Origin of the sequence: Ammoniphilus sp. CFH 90114 (assembly GCF_004123195.1) — a bacterium.
In the GTDB taxonomy this organism is placed as follows: Bacteria; Bacillota; Bacilli; order Aneurinibacillales; family RAOX-1; genus YIM-78166.
On sequence record NZ_SDLI01000010.1, the window covers coordinates 147,006 to 166,614 of the forward strand.

Below are 19,609 nucleotides of genomic sequence, written 5' to 3' on the forward strand. Positions count from 1 at the left end.
TGTTAAAAGTGAAGTTATCCTGTCAAGAGCATCTCGTTCCTGGTGACACATTGATTGAAAAGGTAAAGTGGTTAGAAGAACATGAATTTCAAGGTATCGAGTTATGGGCATTTCAGATCAAGGACCGAGTAGAGGAAATAAAACAAGTATTCAACCACACCTCCATTCAAATGAGTGCTCTTTGCGGTGGGTATGAAGGTCAATTATTCGGCGATTCTACGGAGTCCACACAAACAGCCATAGCTGGTGTAAAAGAACTTATCCAAATTTCTAGCGACATCGGGTGTCCAGGGGTCATTGTCGTTCCCTCGTTTGGCACCTCTCGGTCCCTTGGGGTGCTTCAACCTCTTCCTTCTATAACAAGAAGCCAAGTGGAATCTTTTTCAACGACTCTTTTGGACCTTGCTCAAGTAGCACAACATTATCATATTAAACTATACGTTGAAGCTATCAACCGGTACGAAAGTGTTTGCTTTAACCAACTCAGAGACATCGTAGCTGCATTTGAACTTGTCTCATCTCCATCTCTTGCTTTACTAGCTGATACCTTTCATATGAGTATAGAAGAATCATCGCCTACTGACTCTATTAATCAATTCCAGTCCTCCATCGGCTATGTTCATTTAGCTGATACCAATAGACGTGCTCCTGGTTTAGGTCATATGGATTTTTCTAGTATACTTCAAGGGTTGCACGCAATAAGTTATAGTGGCTTTATGTCATTAGAGTGCTTCATTCAGGAGGAGAAAGAATTGGTACAGGCTAGGGACTATGTCAGAGGATTAATCTGAGATCATGTAATTTTCCTAAACTTGAGTCTTATCACCTTTCATGTGATGTAGACTCTTTTTATTTTAGACAAATTATGGAAAAAAATCCTTTTTTCATTTACACTATTAGTATGTTATTAAAGATGGCGGTGACTCCATGCAGGCAAAAGGCAGAATGATTGGTTCCTCATTCGTACTCATTTACTCCTTATGCATTTACGTATTCTCAGACCTATCCATTACTGAATATCCCATCCTCTTGATTCTACTGCTTGCTTGTTCACATTAATAGGTTGGTTCTTGGGCTTTCACTATGATCAAGCCATCTACTTCTCTTTTAAGGATCCGTTGACACAAGCCTATAATAGAAGATTCGTGCTAAGGGTCTTCCCTAAGTTAGTAAAGAAAGTGAATAAGGAGGGCAGCCATTTCTGTTTATTTATCCTAGATTGCAATAATTTTAAAGCAATTAATGACAACTATGGGCACAAGATCGGCGACAAGGTTCTCTATCACGTGTCAAAGGTTCTGATGGAAAATACAAGAACTCAAGATATTGTCGCCCGTTGGGGTGGAGATGAGTTTCTCATTCTAACTACAATGCCAACAGAATCCGCGATCAACTCCTTCCAGAATCGTCTTCATCATGAGATAGCCAAGCTTTCTCATGTCATGAAGTTGGAGATTAGTGTCTCTATTGGAGTATCTGTCTCAAAGGGCCAACTAAGATCCCTTCAGCATATGATCCAAGATACTGATAAAGAGCTTTATAATCAAAAACAAACCCTTGATCGTACGGAAATGCAAATCATTGTTCAATAAAGAGATGAGATGACCTAATCTTTTAGTCATCTCATCTTTTTGATCTCCGACGGTGCAAACTGATTCAAATTGCCTAGAAATTTTTATGTTCTATTTTGTTATATTCTTTATTTGCTTATAATAACTAGTTATTCTTCTTCACTAAATGGTAACAAAGTAGGTGATACAATATGAACATTGATTGGATTAGATGCTTTATTGAAGTTGTCGAGAACAAGAGTATATCTAAAGCAAGCGAGAAATTAAATCTAACCCAACCAGCCGTGAGCCAACAGATTAAAAAGCTTGAAGATTCACTTAATATTGCCCTGTCATAATGGATCACCAAGTGATGTCTACGTAACAAGTGAAAATGAAGACGCAAAGCAAATAGTAATAAACATGCTTAAACCAACTCCATTTCGAATTATTGACGCTGGTTCATTGAAGAATAATCGCACCATTGAGCGTATGACCTTATTTCAACGTGAGATTGCAATCCGGTACGGTCACTACCCCTATGTATCATTCCGTGTATGGGGTATGAATTAATGTTGTTGACCTTGTTATTATAACTCTCAATATGGGAAATGGCTCCTTATCCTGCACTGATTTAAGGTCCTAAATATAAAAAGGCTACTTTCAACTTGTTAATTACATTGAAGTAGCTATTAATTATGATTTAATATTCCTCCTTACAACTTCTTTTTATGATACAATCTTTTCCACCTGACCCGACTAGTGAGTATGTTTGTACGCTATCCAAGGTATAGCAAACGTGTAGAGCAAATTCCAACCCGAGAAACAAGGGATTATCATATGTCCAAAATATCTAATTTGAACAAAGCGTGTAGCGATGGTGAAAAATAAACCTGTTGCCAAACATATCATTAGTTTCCTAGGGTCTCAGAGAAAACAATACGAGGAGGTCCAGATAAAAAGTTCATTAAATTTTCTACATCACTATATAATTGGCCTCCATGACTAGAAGCTAGCGATTCTTCCATCATACTCTTACTTTTAAAACTAAACTGTGCTATTAAGTAAGGAGTAAATTCAAGATTGTTACTTTCAAACACTTTATTTACGGTAACCTCTTCAACAAATGGGAGAGCCTTTATAAGTGGAAGATGTGTTCCAAAGTAATGATTATCAAATCCTTCTCGGTCTTTTGGTTCAGGTAAGGTTACTGTTATCCTAATCATAGCTACTCTCCTAAATATGGGATAATATAAATCGATACATCATTTAACTTCCTCTGTTATGAAGGCTAAGTTCAAAGGAATTATACTTGATACCATTCTTTTGTATTTAATAACTTAGTTTTTACATTGTTTTTACTTGCAGCATCCAATAATCTTGGTAGTGAATCTTCTGATGAAATGTAATTAGGAGGGAAATGAAAAGCTCCAAAATGGATTGGTATCAGGGTAGTAGCTCTCAATACCACTGCTGCAGAGACAGCTTGTTCAGCATTCATACAAATAGGCTGATGACTAGGAATGAGATCTGAATCGTTGATCACCGGAGCATTAATCGGTAAAAACGCTACATCAAACGGCCCGTATTCATTTGAAATATTCCACCAATACCCATGCCAAAGCGTATCCCCACAGTGAATAATTTTCTTGTCCGCTGTACTAACAACCCACGCAACCTGAGGGTCCCCTAAACCATCTACTGAATAAGTAGCTGTAACTTTCAAGTCACCAATTTCAATTGTATCCTTTACGTTCACACCCATTACATTGGTCAAATTTGTCTTCTTAGCATTTTCTAAAGCTTCAATTGGAAGATAAACAGGAATGGATTCGCCATAGAATTCTCCAATTGCCCTGTAATCAAAGTGATCAGAGTGTGCGTGTGTAACAAAAACCGCATTAGGTCGTTCAAATTCATTTAGTGGATAGAACTTCTCAAGCGGTTCCCCAAAGAATCCTGTGTTTACATGATAAAGAGGATCAATAACGATTGAATAATCCCCACTCTTTACAATAATACCTGCCCACTGAAGCTTTTGAATATGCATCTTACCAACCCTCTCCCAAAGTATATAACCGTTTAAATTAACTTTATACAGTTAAATATAAACTTATAAATTTAACCTGTCAAACAAATTTTTACCAGTTAAAGATGTCTCCATTATTAATTTATCTTTCCGTTATATCCTCCTATCCTGCTTTTGTTTCCACTGAAGGCATTTTCTCTGAAACCAAATTTGAGATAATGGGTACAATCACTAGAAAACAAAGAGAACAAATGATACCTAATAATAGAAATCCTTGACTCTCGAGTACGAAGGTAGAAATCAATGTGGTAAAGGTCATTCCTAGGTATGTAGCTGAACTGTTTAGCGATAGTACGGTTCCGCGAATCTGAGGATTTAGCTCCGACATAAAAGAAGTTAGAGAAGCCTGACCAAAACCAGTAGACATAGACCACAGAAAATGAGTAGTTATAACAAACCAGAAGTAGCTATGAATCATAGGGATGAATACAACACATACAGAGGAGAGTCCACAGCATATAAGAATCGATCTCTTCTTCCCAATCTTGTCAGATATTCTCCCTCCTACAACGTTACCAATAATATTACCTAAACCCGTTAGGGAGAAAATTAAACCAAGAAGATTGGTTTCTAAAAGATAGTTTTTATAATAGAAGTTACCCATGTTTGCAAACATCCCTTGGAAACCGGCCCAGAATAGGAACGTACAAAACAACGCAAAGAGTATGGAACGATTTGAAAAAGCCATTTGTATATTTTTTGTAAACGATGGCCGAACATTGGACCCTTTTACTTGAGGTCTAGGGAGTACCCTTAATATAAGAAGCAAGGTAACAGTAGAAAATACGGAGATAATAATAAAAGGCATCTGCCAACTTGAACCATTTGCTAAAAATGAACCCACTGGTATACCCAGTACGCTAGCTCCTCCCATTGCCCCAGTTATTAACCCCATAATCTTGCCTCTCTGTGAATAATCAAAGTAATCTCCTACAAGAGCATAGACATTGGGCATAATTAGTGCTGCTCCTAATCCAGATAGCGCTCTGAACACAAGTGTTATCCATAATGAATCTCCTAATGCAGTAAGAAAAGTACCAACGGAAAAAATGACTAATCCTAATGTGATCATTTTCTTTCTTCCCCATCGATCTGAAAACGGACCAAAAATAGGGGCAGTAATTCCATAGAACAGAGCATAGAACGTAATAAGCAGCCCACCTTTATCGATGGAAAAGTCTAGTGAAGAAGACATAATCGGGATTAAAGGGGAGACAATTAATAAATCTAATCCTACCCAAAACGAACATAATGCCAGTGCGATAATAATTAGATTCTTATTTCGCTTTTCATCAAAAGCAGTCATTTTATCACATCCATTCATTAAATAGAAAATAAGAGCATCACTTCCGCGTTACCCACGGAAGTGATGAAAATCAAGAAAATTGAACGGATTCACCCGCTTGTAAGATCGTTAACGGGACATCCCTTTCCGCTGCACGTCTCTCGAGTCTCTCAATTAAGTTTGGAGTTTCAATGTAATAAGGTGGATTATGAAACGTTCCAAAATGAATAGGGACTAATCTTTTTGCGCCTAAAATTTTAGCAGCTTCTACTGCTTCTTCTGGAGTCATACATGCTGGTAATACACTTTGTTGTGGTAACCCATACACTTCTAATACAGGACCATTTACGGGTAAACAAGCTGCTTCAAACGGTCCATGTTCACGGGCAATTCTCCACCAATATCCATGGAACAAGGTATCACTAAAATGAATAACTTTCCCCCCCTTACCTTCTACAATCCACGATACCTGTGGGGTTCCATATCCATCAACAGATTGAGCAGCTTTCACCGTAACGGTGTTGTAGGTTTCTGTATAACCCACAGTTACGCCAATAACATTTGTTAATCCCGTTTGCTTAACCATCTCCACAGACTCTATGGGCACAAGAACAGGTAAATCAGTCCCAAATGACTGAGTAATGGAAATGGGGTCAAAATGATCCGGATGGATGTGAGAAATTAAAATAGCAGTGGGTTTTGGTAGTTGGTCAAAAGTAAGTAACGGCTCCAACGGCTCACCTACTCTCCCCGCTAAGGGTTTCTCTTGCCCTTCTGGAGTTCTTCCTAACGGATCAATTAATATCACGGTATCTTCTGATTGAATTAAAACTCCTGCCCAAGACAGTTTTTGCAATAACATGTGCCCACTCCTCTAAAATTAATATTAACAGCTGTAGATTAATATATACTACTAACTTGTTTTTTGCAACTTACTAAGGTTTTTTATTAAAATATTTTTTACAAGACACTTCCATTATCAGGACTTTAGACCTAAAATAAAAATAAAAAACTAGTGAGCGAGGGGAACATGGAGACTATTCTTTCTACTCTACTTTTCAGAAACATTGAAATCAAAGATGAGGAATTTGTTTGCTCGAAGTTCTCAGAAAGAAGATATCCTAAGAACCAAGTTGTTTTCTATGAAGATGATCTAGCCAATGAGATGTATGTTGTTAAATCTGGATGCATGAAAATCTACCGTGAGGATGATTGCAAAGAAATTATTCTTGGTCATCAGTTCTCAGGAGAGTTCTTTGGAGAAGTTGAAGTCATCCATGGGGACATCCACCGAGTAGCAAGCGTAGCTGCAATAGAGTCTTCCGTTCTATGGATGATAAAAAAACAAGATCTACAAGAGCTCATACGGGAATATCCGACAATACTCCTAAATCTCTACTCTGTTATTTGCGATAGGCTTAAACAAGCCAATCGTAAGATTGAATATTTAGCCTTTGGTGATAGCCGTATACGGGTCGCTAATCTACTACTTGATCTACAAGCAAACTTTGGAATGGAATATGAAAAGGAACATCTAATTTGTTGGAGAATTACTCAGCAACACTTTGCCAATATGATTGGTGTAAGCAGAGAATCTGCCGCCCGAACTTTGCAGGAGTTCCAAGCCAAGGGTTGGATTGATCTAAGAAATAAACAAATTATAATTCGCTCTCTTCCCGCAATTCAACATGTGGCGGGCAACCGGGAGAACCTGCCAGAGTTTCGACTATGGCACCCAACGTTTTGAACCTGCAAATATATGTAATAGAGTTGCAAATATAAAAGGCCTGATCGCCAATCGACCAGGCCTTCTCTCTATTTAATATAAGAAATAAATCAATATACTCGTCACAACCCCTACCCAAACACTCAATAAAGCACAATACCCCATAATATCCCGAATTGTTAAACCGACCACACTGAGAATCGGCAAAGCCCAAAACGGCTGAATCAAATTGGTCCATGCGTCTCCCCATCCGACGGCCATGGCGATGGAAGCAGGGTTAACCCCTAACTGCATTCCTGCTGGAATTTGCAAAGGTCCTTGTAGCGCCCACTGTCCACCACCCGATGGAGCGAGAATGTTCACTAGTCCCGCCGTCCAATAGGTAAAGACAGAGAAAGATTCTGCGCTTGCAATAGACGACATGGTATCGATGATGGCTTTCCCCATTCCGGAGCTTCCGAGGATCGCAATGATTCCCGCATAAAACGGAAACTGCAAAATAATCGGCGATATCGCGGACGCTGATTCTTTAAATGCCTTCGCAAAGTTAGCTAAGGAACGGTGGAAGAACAGGCCTGCACTCAAGAAAGTGATATTGATAATATTAAGATCTAAATCCTTACCATTCGCAAACTCGTAAATAATATAAATAAGGCCTACGCCACCCATTAAAATTCCTAGGATCGGACTGTTCTCGAACTTTTCTGCGGGTGTTGAAGCGACTTCTGCTGTTGCCGCGGTTTCATTGTTGGTGAACTCCCCTAGTGGACGATAGGATTTAATATCCCGATTAGGAGACATAAGAGCAATAAATATAGGCATCGTCACTAATAGAACTAGGAAAATAAGAATCGTACCGGTACTAAAAATCGTTTCCGACGTTGGAATAACCCCAATTTCCTTTGCCAAGAAATGATCCGGAGTGGCAATCGTCAAACCGATTGAGCTCGAGAACCCTGCTGTATAAAGCGTCGTTGGTGCATACGCCGCAGCCACTAACAAAGGAAAATGAACATTCTTGTTCCTCTTCCCCACTTCTTTCGCAAAGATGGCCCCTACTACAACCGCTAATCCCCAGTTGATATAGTAGGCTAAAGCAGAAACCAGGAACGTCATCACATACGCCTGTCTTGGAGTCTTCGGCCAAGAGGCAAGCGCTTCTAATCCTCTCTTAATAAAAGGAACTGCTGCAAGCACCATCCCAGTCATCAAGACCAAAACCATTTGCATCGTAAAAGCTAAGTACTTCCAGAATCCATCTCCCCATGACTTAAAAATCATCATAGGCTGATTGATGTTCATGATCAACCCTATGACCATGACAAACAATGTCATAGCTACCGCAATGACAAAGGCATCCGGCAAATATCTTCGTACACCGTTCGATAAAACATCAGCGGCTCTTGATAACATTATTTTCTCCTCCTCACTGACTTATTTGCCCATTTTTTGGCACAGTTTAAAGAATTTTTTGCACCTTCCCTCCTCTCTGATATCAACTAGGGGACTCAATCTTTCTATTTCCAGGTCCTTCTTTTATTTATATTTGTCCCCACTTCTTTTAAAGCAAATATTGTGCCAATTTCTCTTTTAAAACAAACTAAACGCAAAAAAAGAACCTGACCCACTCCGCTGACAGGGAGTGAATCGGGCTCTTTCTTATCATTGCTTCGTTACAGTTAGATAATCGAAATCTGGAAGCAAGGCACCGGCTGTATCCGACAGCTGGTGGCGATCATCTCCATTAACCTTTTCATACATGATCTCAAGTGAAGAACCTGCATCTGCCGCCTGTTTAACGTGCCTAGTGTAGGTCTCATTCAAATTAATGGTTAGAATATTGTTATGCGACTGAGTAATGAACCCTCTAAGAGCGTAACTGACACCGTCTACCTTCAATACGAGACCTGCCGCACTGTTGGAAGAGTAAAACTTAAACCCTTGTGCGAAGGTTAACGTAAGTTGTCCTGTGCTTTGCGAGTAAGCGGCCACAGGCGTACCGGGAGCTGGGATGGCAACTGCTTCACCTGACACCAGTTCATCCGGGTAAGGATCCATTGCCCAGTTCCTAATACCCGTCGTTTTCGCTTTAGCTGTTACTTTTCCAGCAGGCAATGCGGAATCAAATAGCAAGGTGAATCCCATCGATCTTGTACTATAGCTGTATTTAACGGACTCAGGAGTGTACTCTCCTTGTCCATCCACCTGCACCGTGATTAGTTCCGATGTCTTCACCTGGTTATCCCTAGGGTTCCAGCCATCTAATTGAACGATCATGGACTTCCGATCCGAACTGATGGTGGCACTCTTAATCGTAGTTTGGCTCAGATTCACACCTTGTGAGGACAAGCTCCCCGATGGATTTCTGGCATCCGAAGTGTCCCGGATAGCCGTTCCCGTGTAGGAAAGACTTAAATTATTCTGCTGTCCATCCGCTATACCGCTGACTCCGAGCTTGACATAAGAATCAGAATGACCCGATCCCTCGTAGTTGAATAAAGCCACATTCTCGATCGTTCCCACATTCAACCGGAAGTCAGTTGTACTAGGCACACTATCTACATCAAGATTCTCATCATAGTACATATAAATGGTGTCTAAAGCTTTGTTTATGAACGCCCCTTGAATATAGGGCGGATGGGTGTCAAGAGCCTCTGCCGTTTCTTGATCAAATACAACAGTGGTTACATTCGGTGACAGATAATCCTTGCTCGTATCCCGGATAACAAACTCGACTCTGCTAGGATTATAGTTCCTTAAATGAACTTGGGTATCGAATTCGTATAACTGCGAGGCATCGTCTACCTTAAAGTAAGGCCATTCGTCTACCCAGACTACACCATCATCTTTTCCTGCATGTCCTTGCATAACGGACTTCACACTCGACTCTCTACGACCATTCATCGAGTTGACGACCATGAAGACTTCTGCTGCTTCCTGCAGCTTAAATTGAACCCATATGTTTCCATCTTTTACATAAGCCTTTGGATATCCCTCTAAAAAGTAAGGATCAACAAACCCTTCAATATCCACATGATCTGTACCCTGCGCTCTAATAATGAGCGAATAGGTCTTCGTCCCTGTTATCCCTCCAGAAAGCGTAGCTGTCAGATCAGCAAATTGGTCATTCCCTTGGCTTCTAGTGACAACCCCCTCTTGCGTAACAGACTCCGGTTTGTTAGATGTCCAGGAGATAGTCACGTTCGGGAAAGCTGCCAAGTTTGTCATCAAATTTAGATTCGAAATAATATTGTTTTTATCCTTATTGCTGCCTAAGAATGACGCTTCAATGGCTGCGAACACATCATTGGCATCAACAGGTCCTTGTGCAGGTCCGAATGGCGCACTTACAACTGAGCCTGCTACATGAATTTGATCGGCGATTGCTATTACTCGAATGTATTTTCCTGTATCCTGTGAAGTTAATTCGTAAGCAGAGCTGGTTGCGCCTTCAATGAAAGTATAAGGTCCACTTTCGCTCGGAGCTCTTAACCATCTATAGTTCAGCACGTCGTTCATTGCTGTTCCTTCGTAAATAACTGTCCCTGCTCTTAGGCTTAGAGCATCTGCAGAATCCCTGCTGATCTCTGCTATCCCTGTGATATAGGCCACTCCTGCTGGAACATATTGGATAGAGAAGCTTGTATCTGCATACTGAGGATGTGACAAGGTTACATTCATCTGCTGGATGCTCTCTGGATCGATCAAGTCTAGGCTATAGACGAAGCTGCCTGACTTATAATCAGCTGATAAATATTTGCCCAAATCCGGCACAAAGGAATAAGTGGCTTCTGTCACCGTATCATAGGTTGCACCAGTAACGGTTGCTGATAAGCCTGTTGCATCTGCTAACGGCAAACCGTCCTGCCCCTTTAAGGTAACAATAATATTAACTTTAGATCCTTGCAAAGGCTCACTCGCAATGATCTTCGTATCGCTATGATTCTTCTTTAGCAAGGATGGCTGAAGGGCTTGAATGTTTACCTTGCTGCTGTTTGAGATAATGGACTCAGGAATAGCAACGGATTGGTCTATCTTTTCCCCTTCGAATTTGGAAAGAGACACTGTCAGAGCAGGCCTCACCGCCTTCGTGACCGTCACCACAGCCTGGTCGGACTTCTTGCCGTCTACAGTGACAACCTCAATTGTTTTGGTCCCTTCTGCAACAGCAGTGACAAGGCCGTTTTGATCTATCGTGACCACATTCGTGCTGCCATCTGTCACCTTCCACGTTACGTTCTTATTCGTGGCATTATTCGGCTGAATTGCAGCTGTAAGTTGCTTTGTTGCCCCCACTTGCAGGGATATGCTCTTCTCCGAGATTGAGACGCCCGTTACAGAGACCGTCGTTTCGCCTCCACCATCGCCACCGCCACTTCCGCCGCTACTTCCGCTACTTCCCGATGGGGCTGGAGTAGAGGGCTGAAAAGCCTGATCATTAACTTTGACATTCGAGCTGTTAGCCCCAGTCACTTGGTTTACTTTAGCATTGCCTTTAATGCTGGTGTTGCCTTCAGCAACGAGTTGATTAATTTCCCCATTTACTGTGAGTTGAAGATCAGCAGATTGATTCACGACCTTATTAAATTTACCATCAAGAATGATTTCCTGACCCGCTACGACATTAGCCGGAATCTCGACGACTTCAAATCCTCCACCGGTAAGCTCCTTGGTGACCAATAACGCTCCTGTTTCCAATCGGGTGACGGATACCGAGGTGTTCCCCGTTGCAAGAACGCGAACCTTCCCATTATAGTGGTTGACGACAAGCGCTCCACTAACCGTAACACTATTAAAGATAATGGAATTTTGTCCTCCACCAAAAACAAAGACATCCCCATCAATCTTTACGTTATCTAGTGTAACTTCACCCGTTCCCACCCCTTGTGCGATGTAGAGATCCCCAGAAATGGACATATCCCTCAGAACTGCATCTCTGGTGTTCACTACAACATTTCCTGTTACATCCCTAGAAAATGTACCCGCCTTAGAGATGAGCTCCTGGCTAACATTGTTGAAGAGGGTGACCGCTTCTGCTCTAGTTAAAGGAGAACGCGGTTTAAAGCTTCCATCTTGCAAGCCAGTTAAGATCTTCTTGGCGGCAAGAGCGTGAACAGGACTCTTTGCCCAATTCGCGATCTCTGCTTCATCTTGAAAAGCGCTGACCGCCGTTCCTTTCCCTACCTTAAATGCCTTCGCCAACAAAACAGCAGCTTCCTGGCGGGTAATCGATTGGTTTGGAAGCAACTTTCCTTGTGCTCCCGTCATGATTCCTGCTTGGTTAAGCTTGAGCATGGCGTCCGCATACCACTGAGAAGAATCTAGATCAGTAAAGGAGTTTGTTCCTCTCTCCACGTACTTCATAATATTGTTGATCATAACAGAGAATTCAGCCCGCGTAACTGGATCGTTAGGTCTAAACTTCCCACCATGACCGCTCACCACACCAAATTCATTCCACTTCTGAATGGATGATTTAGCCCAGTGCAGTTGAGTGTCAACAAATCCTTCTGCAGTTTGCGCAGAAGCGGGTACAAGCTGGTTGGTTAACATAAGACAGAAAATAAGAAGAAGTGACACAATCTTTTTTAATGACCTAATCATGGGTTGCTCCTTTTCTTTTTTTTATTAACTAGTTTCCTTTCTAGTAAATCTTCTCCCCCTCCTACATGGAAAAATCTATTGTAATAGAGAATGAAAGACTCTCTGTCACAATCAAGCTGCCAACTTTAACTCTAATTTATAGAATATAGGTATATGGTATTAACTTCTATGTAACAGTTTGCAATTTTTTTGTGTTATATATCACAAACATTCGTTCCAATACTATAACCACAGACAAACTCCTATTAATATTTGTGGTAGATGCAAGATTGTGAGTGGAACTTGCAAGATTATGGATGGATCACCCTCTTATTTAAAAGGATTTCTCCCCACTTTATTGAAATCCTAATCATCCCCCAAATAGGAGGTCTGTTCTATGATAAAGAGGGAAAGAGAAGAACCCATCCGTATCAAAAAGTTGGAAGCTCTTCTCCGCTTACTCCTCCCCCATCACCCCAAGCGTCAGAGGGAGGAGGATGACCTCAGAAAATATCCGTCTGGTTATCACGGTGAGAAGGAATTAGACTATCATTCAAAGTCTTCAACTTCCAGGATGCCAAATTGATTCTTCCTTTACTGCCAGTCGGCTCCTCTCCTCTATAAACCTCCCTTATAAGGAAGCACCAAAGGAAGAATATATTCTTAGCCGGAACTCTGAGGTTGCAAGAAATACCGGTGAATTGAAAAAATTACTTAAAAAAAGAGGTGCCGCTAACTACTTCTAAAGTAGTTTTGCGACAGCCTCTTTTCATCTTTACGATGATTTCTTTAATTCTTCAGGAACTTCGGGATAGTAGATGGTTGCTGTACTTAATGGGGAAACAACGAATTCAGCAAACGTCACTAGGAAACTAGCAAGATAAGTATAAATAAAACTAATCACCATGCATCACCTCCCTTCAGTCGTTGATTTAAGCGATTGATTATGAAAACGCCTATCGGAGTAAGAAGAAAGGATTGAAACATGACCCCTGTAAGAAAGGATGGATGGATATAATACGCTAGTGGAATGCAGAGCCATACGAATAAAACGGCCATAACCTTCAGTTTTCTGTAAACCGATTCCGTTTTTCTTGGTTGATGGTCCTCTAATACGGGGGAATATCGAAGAATCCAGGTACAGGATATAAGGATCACGACCCACCAGAAGGCGACCGGAATCTCAATATACGACAGGACAGTAAAAAATAGACAGGTGAAAGCCGTACAGGCCCAATGTGAATGGAGATGCCTCCCCCCTGTGAGAAAGCGAAGAATGATAAAGGCTATGGAAAACCATAAGAGCGGAAGGTGTTGTAACGCGATACCAACCGCTCCTAGAATGGCAAAAGTAATCAGCATATTCGTCAGAGCTAGGATAGAAAATTGCAAAACTTGTATAGAAGATTCCGGAACCCTTTGATGAATGTGAGCAGCAATACGATAAGACCACTTTTCTATCATCCTGGCAGACTTCCCTTCTAAATAAGGTTAAACGATCATCTCTCTTTCTTGCACGACCGGGAGATACACGGAAAATACCGTTCCTCTCTCGTTGTCGCTATGGACTAGAATGCGGCCTTGGTTTTGTTCAACATATTGTTTCACGATCGTTAAACCAAGACCATCTGTCCCTTTTGTAGAGAATCCTTTTTCGAATACTTTATCCAATAATGAGCTTGAAATCGCAGGATACTGGTTCTTCACCTGGATAAGCACTTCATTCCCCATCTTCTTCGTTACCAACTCAACGGTACGCGAACTTCTACCGTCAACCGATAACACGGCATCCTTGGCATTATCCAATAGATTGCCAATGATATGAATGAGGTGAACGGAAGAGACAGAGGTCTCTTCTAAATGACTCTCGAGGACAGCCTTCAATTCCACTCCTTGCTCTCGGAATTGATTTCCTTTCGAAAACAAAATACTGGTCAGGATCGGGTTTCGGCACATATAAGAATTCACTGCTTGAAGCTCGCTGCCCATTTCTTTAATATAGTTCTTCGCCTCTTTATACTTATCGAGGTATAGAAGGCCATGGATGGTTTGAAGGTGATTCTGGAAGTCGTGCCGTTGTGTTCGAAGTTCCAGAAATAGATGAGTAATATTGGATTGAAGCAATTGAGAAGCCTGGTTCTCCCACTCTTGATTAATCGACTTCCTGACCACATGAACGTAATAAAAAGATAAAAATAAAAGAACAGCAGAAGATATTGAAATCATCGTAATCAAGGCTTGACCGTCTATAAAATTCCATCGTGCCAAGGAAACATTGAGAAAGGACAAAAGAAGCAATTGAGCAATCACGATGGTTAAGAAGATAATGTGATGCTTCACTTGGTTAGGCAAACCTAGCAATTCTATCGATGTAAACATCCGCACATTCATTCGATTCAATACGAAACAGATCCCTATAATAAGGAAGTTCTTCAGCCCAAACAACGCTTTATTGAATTCGGTAGAAAAAAAGACGTCAAGTGGAATGTTCAACATACCCAATATGTGCAAACCTATAATCTCAGAGAGTACGATAATGAAGTACGCTAGTAAAAAGTAAAGGATAGACATGAGCCAGGATAATTCTTTGAAAACCAATTTCGCTAAAATAATGAGAATCGGGAGTTGGATAAGCATGCGAAATACAGCATCCAATTCGTCAATATGCCACCAAAAATAGCATTGCAGCGCCCAGAGAACGGCAAAGATAAAAATTGACTTGAGGCGTTCAGTCAACTTCGTTCTCGTCGTAAACAGCCCCAAGCAAGCTAGGGCGAATGCCTCAGGTATTGAATACACAACTAAGGTTGTTAACGTCAAATGTATGTCCTCCATTCCGTGAGGGAATAAATTAGGGAATTTACCCTCTCTTAGTTGCCTCTTCCAAAATTTATTATTCGACAAGTCGACAAAAATCCCTTTTTTTTTACTAGACACAGGAACTGTAATTAACTTTCATCCTGAACCGGTACAGCCACGGCCTTGCTTGCATCAACAACATGATCTGGTAAGCTCACGCTATGGCTCAACAATGTCGTCCAAAGTATGTTAATTGAACGGACCTAGTTCCATCTTTGAGCTTCAAAAAGTTGAATACCATACTCCCTACAATAATAGCCTTGCGCCGAAAAGAAGCTAACAATTCTGCTGGACTAGATTAGCAGCTTCCAATCCATACCATGTTTAATTCTAATAGCTTGCTCTGCTCCCGCCCCCTTTTACACATCTCCCTAAAGCTGATGTGTCCACGTATGTAAAAAGACCTGAACCATATCCCAAAATGGATACGGACCAGGCCTTTCGTTTTGAACACCCTAACTTCTCATTAAATAAAATTCATACTCCCCTTCAACCGTGATAATCCATCCAAAGTTGACACCGCCGGAGTAAAAACCAATTTCATTCGGCTTCACTTTGATCTCACACTGTCTTGGTTCCTTCCCACTTTGAAAGAGCTTCCGTTCTTCATAAACTTTTTGCAGAAGGATGGTAATCACTGAAGTTTCATTTAAATCTGCTTTATCCCCCAATAGTTTGGCGACCAGATGAAGATTTTCCCTGAATCCTTGTATTCCCTCCTCAAATTTTTTGGAGCGGCCGGTTATAATCATGGTTTCCTCCTGCTAGAGAGCCTTTTCATTTAAAATACCGCAAAAATGTAATCATTCTATGTCAAAAGTTTTAAATAATTATGACCCCAAATTTCTTCAAAAAAAAGGACATGCAGCAGCATGATCCATCTTGAAGAAACGTATTTAGGCAATATTTTTTGCCATTTCGTAGGCTTTACGTAATTGTTCAACCCGTTGAGTCTTGGTATGTTCCTCTATGTATTCATCCAATTGGATCACACTAATTAATGCAGAGAATATTTTCTCGGGGTCTGAAGTTTGTAATGCCTGCAAAAAATTTAATGGTTGATTGGCCAAGTCTATAGACATTTCATATTCCTCCCTATTTGTTAAAGAAATAGGAGGCAACTGGCTGACATATTGATAGGATCAATTTAGTCCCTGTAGTTTTGCGTCACCATTTTTCAATGGTTTTGCCTTGTCTCTATATTTTGATTTTAAGATAAACTAGCAACTTAAACAATACGTATATGGTACCATTTTCCTTAGTGGTAAATTTGATCTATTTTTTCCTATTAAAAGTAGGTCAATTAGATCAAAAATAAGAAAAGGCAGGCAATACGCCTGCTCATTCAAAAACGATACCGACTTCGTATCGATCGCATCTCCCGGGAGATTCTTGGATATAGAGTTCTGTCATGATGCTTACGGAATAACCTAAATGCTGGCTTCGTATTCGCCTCGATCACCCAGAGCTTCCCTTCCTTATCTAAGGCCACATCAAGGCCGAGTTCCCGTACATGCGGATATCGCCTGCTTACGGCTTGCGAAACATTTCGAGCCAAACGCCTCATGCCCTTTTTCATCTGCTTGTGATTCAATCTCTGGTCCATGCTGCTTTTCTTAAGGCTCTTTCTTAGAGTTAAGGCCTTGCCTCCCTGTACATGGTTCGTGACCATTTTATCTGGCGCCGCTTGTTTCCCCATTACCCCCATGTACTTCCACTTACTTCTAGGCTTAAGAAGTAGAATCCGGAAATCCACTGGGTGGCCTTCTACGGTGAGCAGATCAACTCCCTGTTGGATCATATAAGACCCTTTATCCTTAAGTCGCTCCTTTAGTTTCCTTTTCAACTGCTTCCAGCTCCGAAGATGCTTCTGGCGCGTACCCGCCTGTAGCCGATATTGCTCTTCTCCTATCGTGCTGATTCGTATAATCCCGCGGCCTCCGCTTCCAACGACGGGCTTGATGTAGACAACTTGATATTGGTTTAAATACTGTTTAAGCTTCTTCCAATCGAAGAGACAAGTTTGCGGACTATGATGACTTATCTTAGGTTCCTCTAACAAGACACGTTGTTTTTCCCATTTATCGAGGATGTAGACTTCTCTTCTGGTTGGCATTAGACCTGATCCTCTCCTTGTTCATGCCTTTCCCACATCCTATTCAAAACGGGTCAAAGGTGAGTGGGCGGTAGGCATAAATAACAAGGTGAAAATCCTGACGGGTTGCAAATATAACTCCCAAAATTGCAAATATAACGAGTAAACTTCTCTTTTTCCATCGTACAGCGTGATCAGAGCTAGTCCCGTCGGCAATGCGGCCTTTCGACTCAACACCAATGTTTTCATTAGGCAAAATTCTCTACGAGATATTCTTCAAACTTAGCCAAGCACTCGGGGAAGTTCCTCCTGCCGTACCCCATTCGAATATAGCTTGCAGGATAGTCGTAGATGTTTGCTGGCAATAGCAGGACCCCTTTCTTCGCTATCAAATCCTCACAAAAACCTTCCGTAGGTTGATCAATATGGATTCTATGAAAAGCAATCGGTCCCGCGCTCGGCTTGTTATTGGTAAATAAAGAATCGTACTTTTGAAAAAAACGGTCGGCTACTGCTAGATTATCCTTTATAATCTCCAGATTCCGCTGGAGGATCTTGTCCCCATGCCGCAGGGCCACGATCGTTAAAAATTCGCTCGGAGCACTGCTGCAGATCGAAGTGTAATGCTTAAACCGCGTCATTTTGTCGTAAATTTCCTTATTTTGAGTGGCAATCCAGCCAATCCGCAAGCCTGAGAGCCCGTAGGCCTTGGACATTACACCAAGCGATACCGCATTTTCATAAAGGTCAGAGAACCAGGGTAAACGGTTGCCATCATATTCAAGGCCCTTATAGACCTCATCACAGAAGACATGGATATTCTTCTCCCTCGCAATTTCCACAATGGCCTTCATTTCATCTAGGCTAAGGACATAGCCGGTTGGATTGTTCGGCGTATTGATAGCAATGAGCTTGGTATTCGGCCGAATGAGACGTTTGAGTTCCTCCATATCCAGGACCCAGCCGTTTTCCCCTTGCTTTAGCTCCCATGTCGACACTTCACATCCGATAGATGGCGCAACCTCATAGAGAGACTGGTAGACAGGAAATTGACAAACGACATGATCTCCGGGATTCAGGACCACATTCATATAATTGAAAATCGCTTCTTGTGCCCCCGCATGCACTAAAATGCCATCTTCCTTCACGTTCGTATACAGCTTGGAAATTTCCGCACGCAGCTCCGGATTCCCTTGAACTTCGGTGTACCCTAACCAACTGTTCAAGAACTTTTCTTCCACACCGGGCTCAAAATGCAGCAATTCTTGAATTGACATCGACTCACAATCGGATTGGGTTAGCAAATAAGGTGCGGAAAACTCATACTTGTTGAAGTAAACCTCTAACTTAAAATCATTTAGCTTCATATCACATCCACCTTCCTCACTTAAGTTTGATTCTAGTTCTATTGTAGAAGGAAAGTGTCCATTTGTCCCCAGCCAATTGGAAGGATCCGGAATCAACCAATTGCCGATGGATTGCAAATATCCCTTCCAAGGTTGCAAATATATGAACCAAAACTGCAAATAACCGTTGATCACAACTGCCAGACTGTTGATCCAAGCAAACACAATAAAAGGTCTGCTCCCTGCAGACCTTATTTCCTTCCTTACTTAAAATCTCACTTTCACCTGCACCAGATCGATGATGCTGCCGTCATTGGCACTGCGAGCGTATACCCAGAGCTTACCGGATTCAACACTAGGTGTTCGGTCGAAGGGAATGCTCCTGCTAAAGTACCCATAAGCCGGCGCCCCAGCTGAAGCTGTCGTGAACCTTTCATTTGATACGATGACGCCGCTGTCATCCTCCACTTGCATGAGCACGTTCGCTTCAAACACACGAGCCAAGCCCTCAATCGATTCCCCACTGCGAAGAATTTCCTCCGGAAGTGGACGTATTACCACAATATTTCGTGAAGACGGAAGAGGAAGGATTAGACTGTAACCGGCATAAAGCAAATCAAGAGAGAATCCAGGGCGGCCTTCATTGGCATACAATAATTGATTTAAAGGGATTCCAAATTTACCTGCGATATTGGCCAACGTATCCCCTGATTCGACTTGATAAACAAACCCCGGAACCCATAGAGACTGACCAGCGAAGATCAGATTGGGATTCTGAATTTGCGGATTCATCCCCAACAGCAGATCTGGATGGGCGGAGAAACGCTGGGCAATCCGATAAAGCGTATCTCCAGGAGCGGTTATATAAATCGTCCGTACAGGTTGCTCCCCCGGAACGGGAACAAGTAGTTTCCAGCCAGGATAAATAAGATACGGGTCAGTAAAGGGCGGATACAGGACGTTCACGCTTTGGATGCTTGCTACCGTACTCCCCAACCTCGCCGCAATGGAGTATAACGTATCCCCAGGCTGAACCGTGTAGTAGACATGGGTTTCTTTCACTATAGGCATGTGAC

The 19,609-nt window shown here is 41.7% G+C and carries 19 protein-coding genes and 1 riboswitch; of the genes, 5 read left to right on the top strand and 14 right to left on the bottom strand.

Annotated elements, in window-relative coordinates; all coding sequences use genetic code 11:
• The first annotated feature begins 8 nt into the window (after positions 1–8).
• The 3 genes from EIZ39_RS20275 (at position 9) to EIZ39_RS20285 (ending at position 1,909) form a co-directional block, all read left to right on the top strand.
• Positions 9–791 carry a sugar phosphate isomerase/epimerase family protein gene (locus tag EIZ39_RS20275; protein ID WP_164985199.1) on the top strand — a complete coding sequence of 261 codons (783 nt, stop codon included), beginning with the start codon at positions 9–11 and terminating at the stop codon, positions 789–791.
• Between the two features lie 279 nt (positions 792–1,070).
• Positions 1,071–1,592, top strand: coding sequence for a GGDEF domain-containing protein (locus EIZ39_RS20280; RefSeq protein WP_164985200.1), 522 nt, complete (start codon positions 1,071–1,073; stop codon positions 1,590–1,592).
• Between the two features lie 170 nt (positions 1,593–1,762).
• Positions 1,763–1,909 carry a LysR family transcriptional regulator gene (locus tag EIZ39_RS20285; protein ID WP_129202232.1) on the top strand — a complete coding sequence of 49 codons (147 nt, stop codon included), beginning with the start codon at positions 1,763–1,765 and terminating at the stop codon, positions 1,907–1,909.
• Between the two features lie 552 nt (positions 1,910–2,461).
• Here the strand turns inward: EIZ39_RS20285 and EIZ39_RS20290 are convergent.
• The 4 genes from EIZ39_RS20290 to EIZ39_RS20305 all read right to left on the bottom strand — a co-directional run bounded on the left by EIZ39_RS20290 (position 2,462) and on the right by EIZ39_RS20305 (position 5,786).
• The gene (locus EIZ39_RS20290; RefSeq protein WP_129202234.1) at positions 2,462–2,776 is read right to left on the bottom strand and encodes an EthD family reductase; all 315 of its coding nucleotides are present in this window, start codon (positions 2,774–2,776) and stop codon (positions 2,462–2,464) included.
• Positions 2,777–2,856: 80 nt separating this feature from the next.
• Positions 2,857–3,600, bottom strand: a complete 744-nt coding sequence (locus tag EIZ39_RS20295) for an MBL fold metallo-hydrolase (protein WP_129202236.1) — start codon at positions 3,598–3,600, stop codon at positions 2,857–2,859.
• Between the two features lie 142 nt (positions 3,601–3,742).
• A complete protein-coding gene (locus tag EIZ39_RS20300) occupies positions 3,743–4,945 on the bottom strand; it encodes an MFS transporter (protein WP_164985201.1) in 1,203 nt (400 codons plus the stop codon).
• A gap of 70 nt (positions 4,946–5,015) precedes the next feature.
• Positions 5,016–5,786 (bottom strand): MBL fold metallo-hydrolase, encoded by a 771-nt coding sequence (locus EIZ39_RS20305; protein ID WP_129202240.1) that lies wholly within the window; start codon positions 5,784–5,786, stop codon positions 5,016–5,018.
• 168 nt (positions 5,787–5,954) lie between these two features.
• Between EIZ39_RS20305 and EIZ39_RS20310 the strand changes: the two genes are divergently transcribed.
• Positions 5,955–6,671 (top strand): Crp/Fnr family transcriptional regulator, encoded by a 717-nt coding sequence (locus EIZ39_RS20310; protein WP_129202242.1) that lies wholly within the window; start codon positions 5,955–5,957, stop codon positions 6,669–6,671.
• Between the two features lie 72 nt (positions 6,672–6,743).
• Here the strand turns inward: EIZ39_RS20310 and EIZ39_RS20315 are convergent, their stop codons facing one another.
• Together EIZ39_RS20315 and EIZ39_RS20320 are read right to left on the bottom strand one after the other, a co-directional pair.
• Entirely contained in the window at positions 6,744–8,063 is a 1,320-nt protein-coding gene (locus EIZ39_RS20315; protein WP_129202244.1) for a short-chain fatty acid transporter, read from the bottom strand.
• A 249-nt stretch (positions 8,064–8,312) separates the two neighbouring features.
• Positions 8,313–12,254 (bottom strand): S-layer homology domain-containing protein, encoded by a 3,942-nt coding sequence (locus EIZ39_RS20320; RefSeq protein ID WP_129202246.1) that lies wholly within the window; start codon positions 12,252–12,254, stop codon positions 8,313–8,315.
• A gap of 376 nt (positions 12,255–12,630) precedes the next feature.
• On the opposite strand from EIZ39_RS20320, the gene EIZ39_RS20325 reads away from it, so the two are divergent.
• On the top strand, positions 12,631–12,819 hold the full coding sequence (locus tag EIZ39_RS20325; RefSeq protein WP_129202248.1) for a hypothetical protein: 189 nt from the start codon (positions 12,631–12,633) through the stop codon (positions 12,817–12,819).
• Positions 12,820–13,008: 189 nt separating this feature from the next.
• Here EIZ39_RS20325 and EIZ39_RS20330 read toward each other — a convergent pair whose 3' ends face one another.
• From EIZ39_RS20330 to EIZ39_RS20365, 8 genes are all read right to left on the bottom strand, one after another.
• On the bottom strand, positions 13,009–13,140 hold the full coding sequence (locus tag EIZ39_RS20330) for a cyclic lactone autoinducer peptide (protein WP_129202250.1): 132 nt from the start codon (positions 13,138–13,140) through the stop codon (positions 13,009–13,011).
• On the bottom strand, positions 13,134–13,697 hold the full coding sequence (locus tag EIZ39_RS20335; RefSeq protein WP_129202252.1) for an accessory gene regulator ArgB-like protein: 564 nt from the start codon (positions 13,695–13,697) through the stop codon (positions 13,134–13,136). The genes EIZ39_RS20330 and EIZ39_RS20335 overlap by 7 nt, the downstream gene beginning before the upstream one ends.
• A gap of 27 nt (positions 13,698–13,724) precedes the next feature.
• A complete protein-coding gene (locus tag EIZ39_RS20340; RefSeq protein ID WP_164985202.1) occupies positions 13,725–15,053 on the bottom strand; it encodes a sensor histidine kinase in 1,329 nt (442 codons plus the stop codon).
• A gap of 494 nt (positions 15,054–15,547) precedes the next feature.
• Positions 15,548–15,844 (bottom strand): hypothetical protein, encoded by a 297-nt coding sequence (locus tag EIZ39_RS20345; protein ID WP_129202256.1) that lies wholly within the window; start codon positions 15,842–15,844, stop codon positions 15,548–15,550.
• Positions 15,845–15,988: 144 nt separating this feature from the next.
• Positions 15,989–16,174 carry a hypothetical protein gene (locus EIZ39_RS20350; RefSeq protein ID WP_129202257.1) on the bottom strand — a complete coding sequence of 62 codons (186 nt, stop codon included), beginning with the start codon at positions 16,172–16,174 and terminating at the stop codon, positions 15,989–15,991.
• Between the two features lie 31 nt (positions 16,175–16,205).
• A riboswitch (cyclic di-GMP riboswitch) is annotated at positions 16,206–16,293 on the bottom strand.
• Between the two features lie 144 nt (positions 16,294–16,437).
• The gene (locus EIZ39_RS20355; protein WP_129202259.1) at positions 16,438–17,208 is read right to left on the bottom strand and encodes a YheC/YheD family protein; all 771 of its coding nucleotides are present in this window, start codon (positions 17,206–17,208) and stop codon (positions 16,438–16,440) included.
• A gap of 227 nt (positions 17,209–17,435) precedes the next feature.
• Positions 17,436–18,758 carry an aminotransferase class I/II-fold pyridoxal phosphate-dependent enzyme gene (locus EIZ39_RS20360; RefSeq protein WP_240675888.1) on the bottom strand — a complete coding sequence of 441 codons (1,323 nt, stop codon included), beginning with the start codon at positions 18,756–18,758 and terminating at the stop codon, positions 17,436–17,438.
• A 42-nt stretch (positions 18,759–18,800) separates the two neighbouring features.
• Positions 18,801–19,604: a LysM peptidoglycan-binding domain-containing protein gene (locus EIZ39_RS20365; protein WP_129202261.1), complete on the bottom strand. Its 804-nt coding sequence runs from the start codon at positions 19,602–19,604 to the stop codon at positions 18,801–18,803.
• Positions 19,605–19,609: the final 5 nt, after the last annotated feature.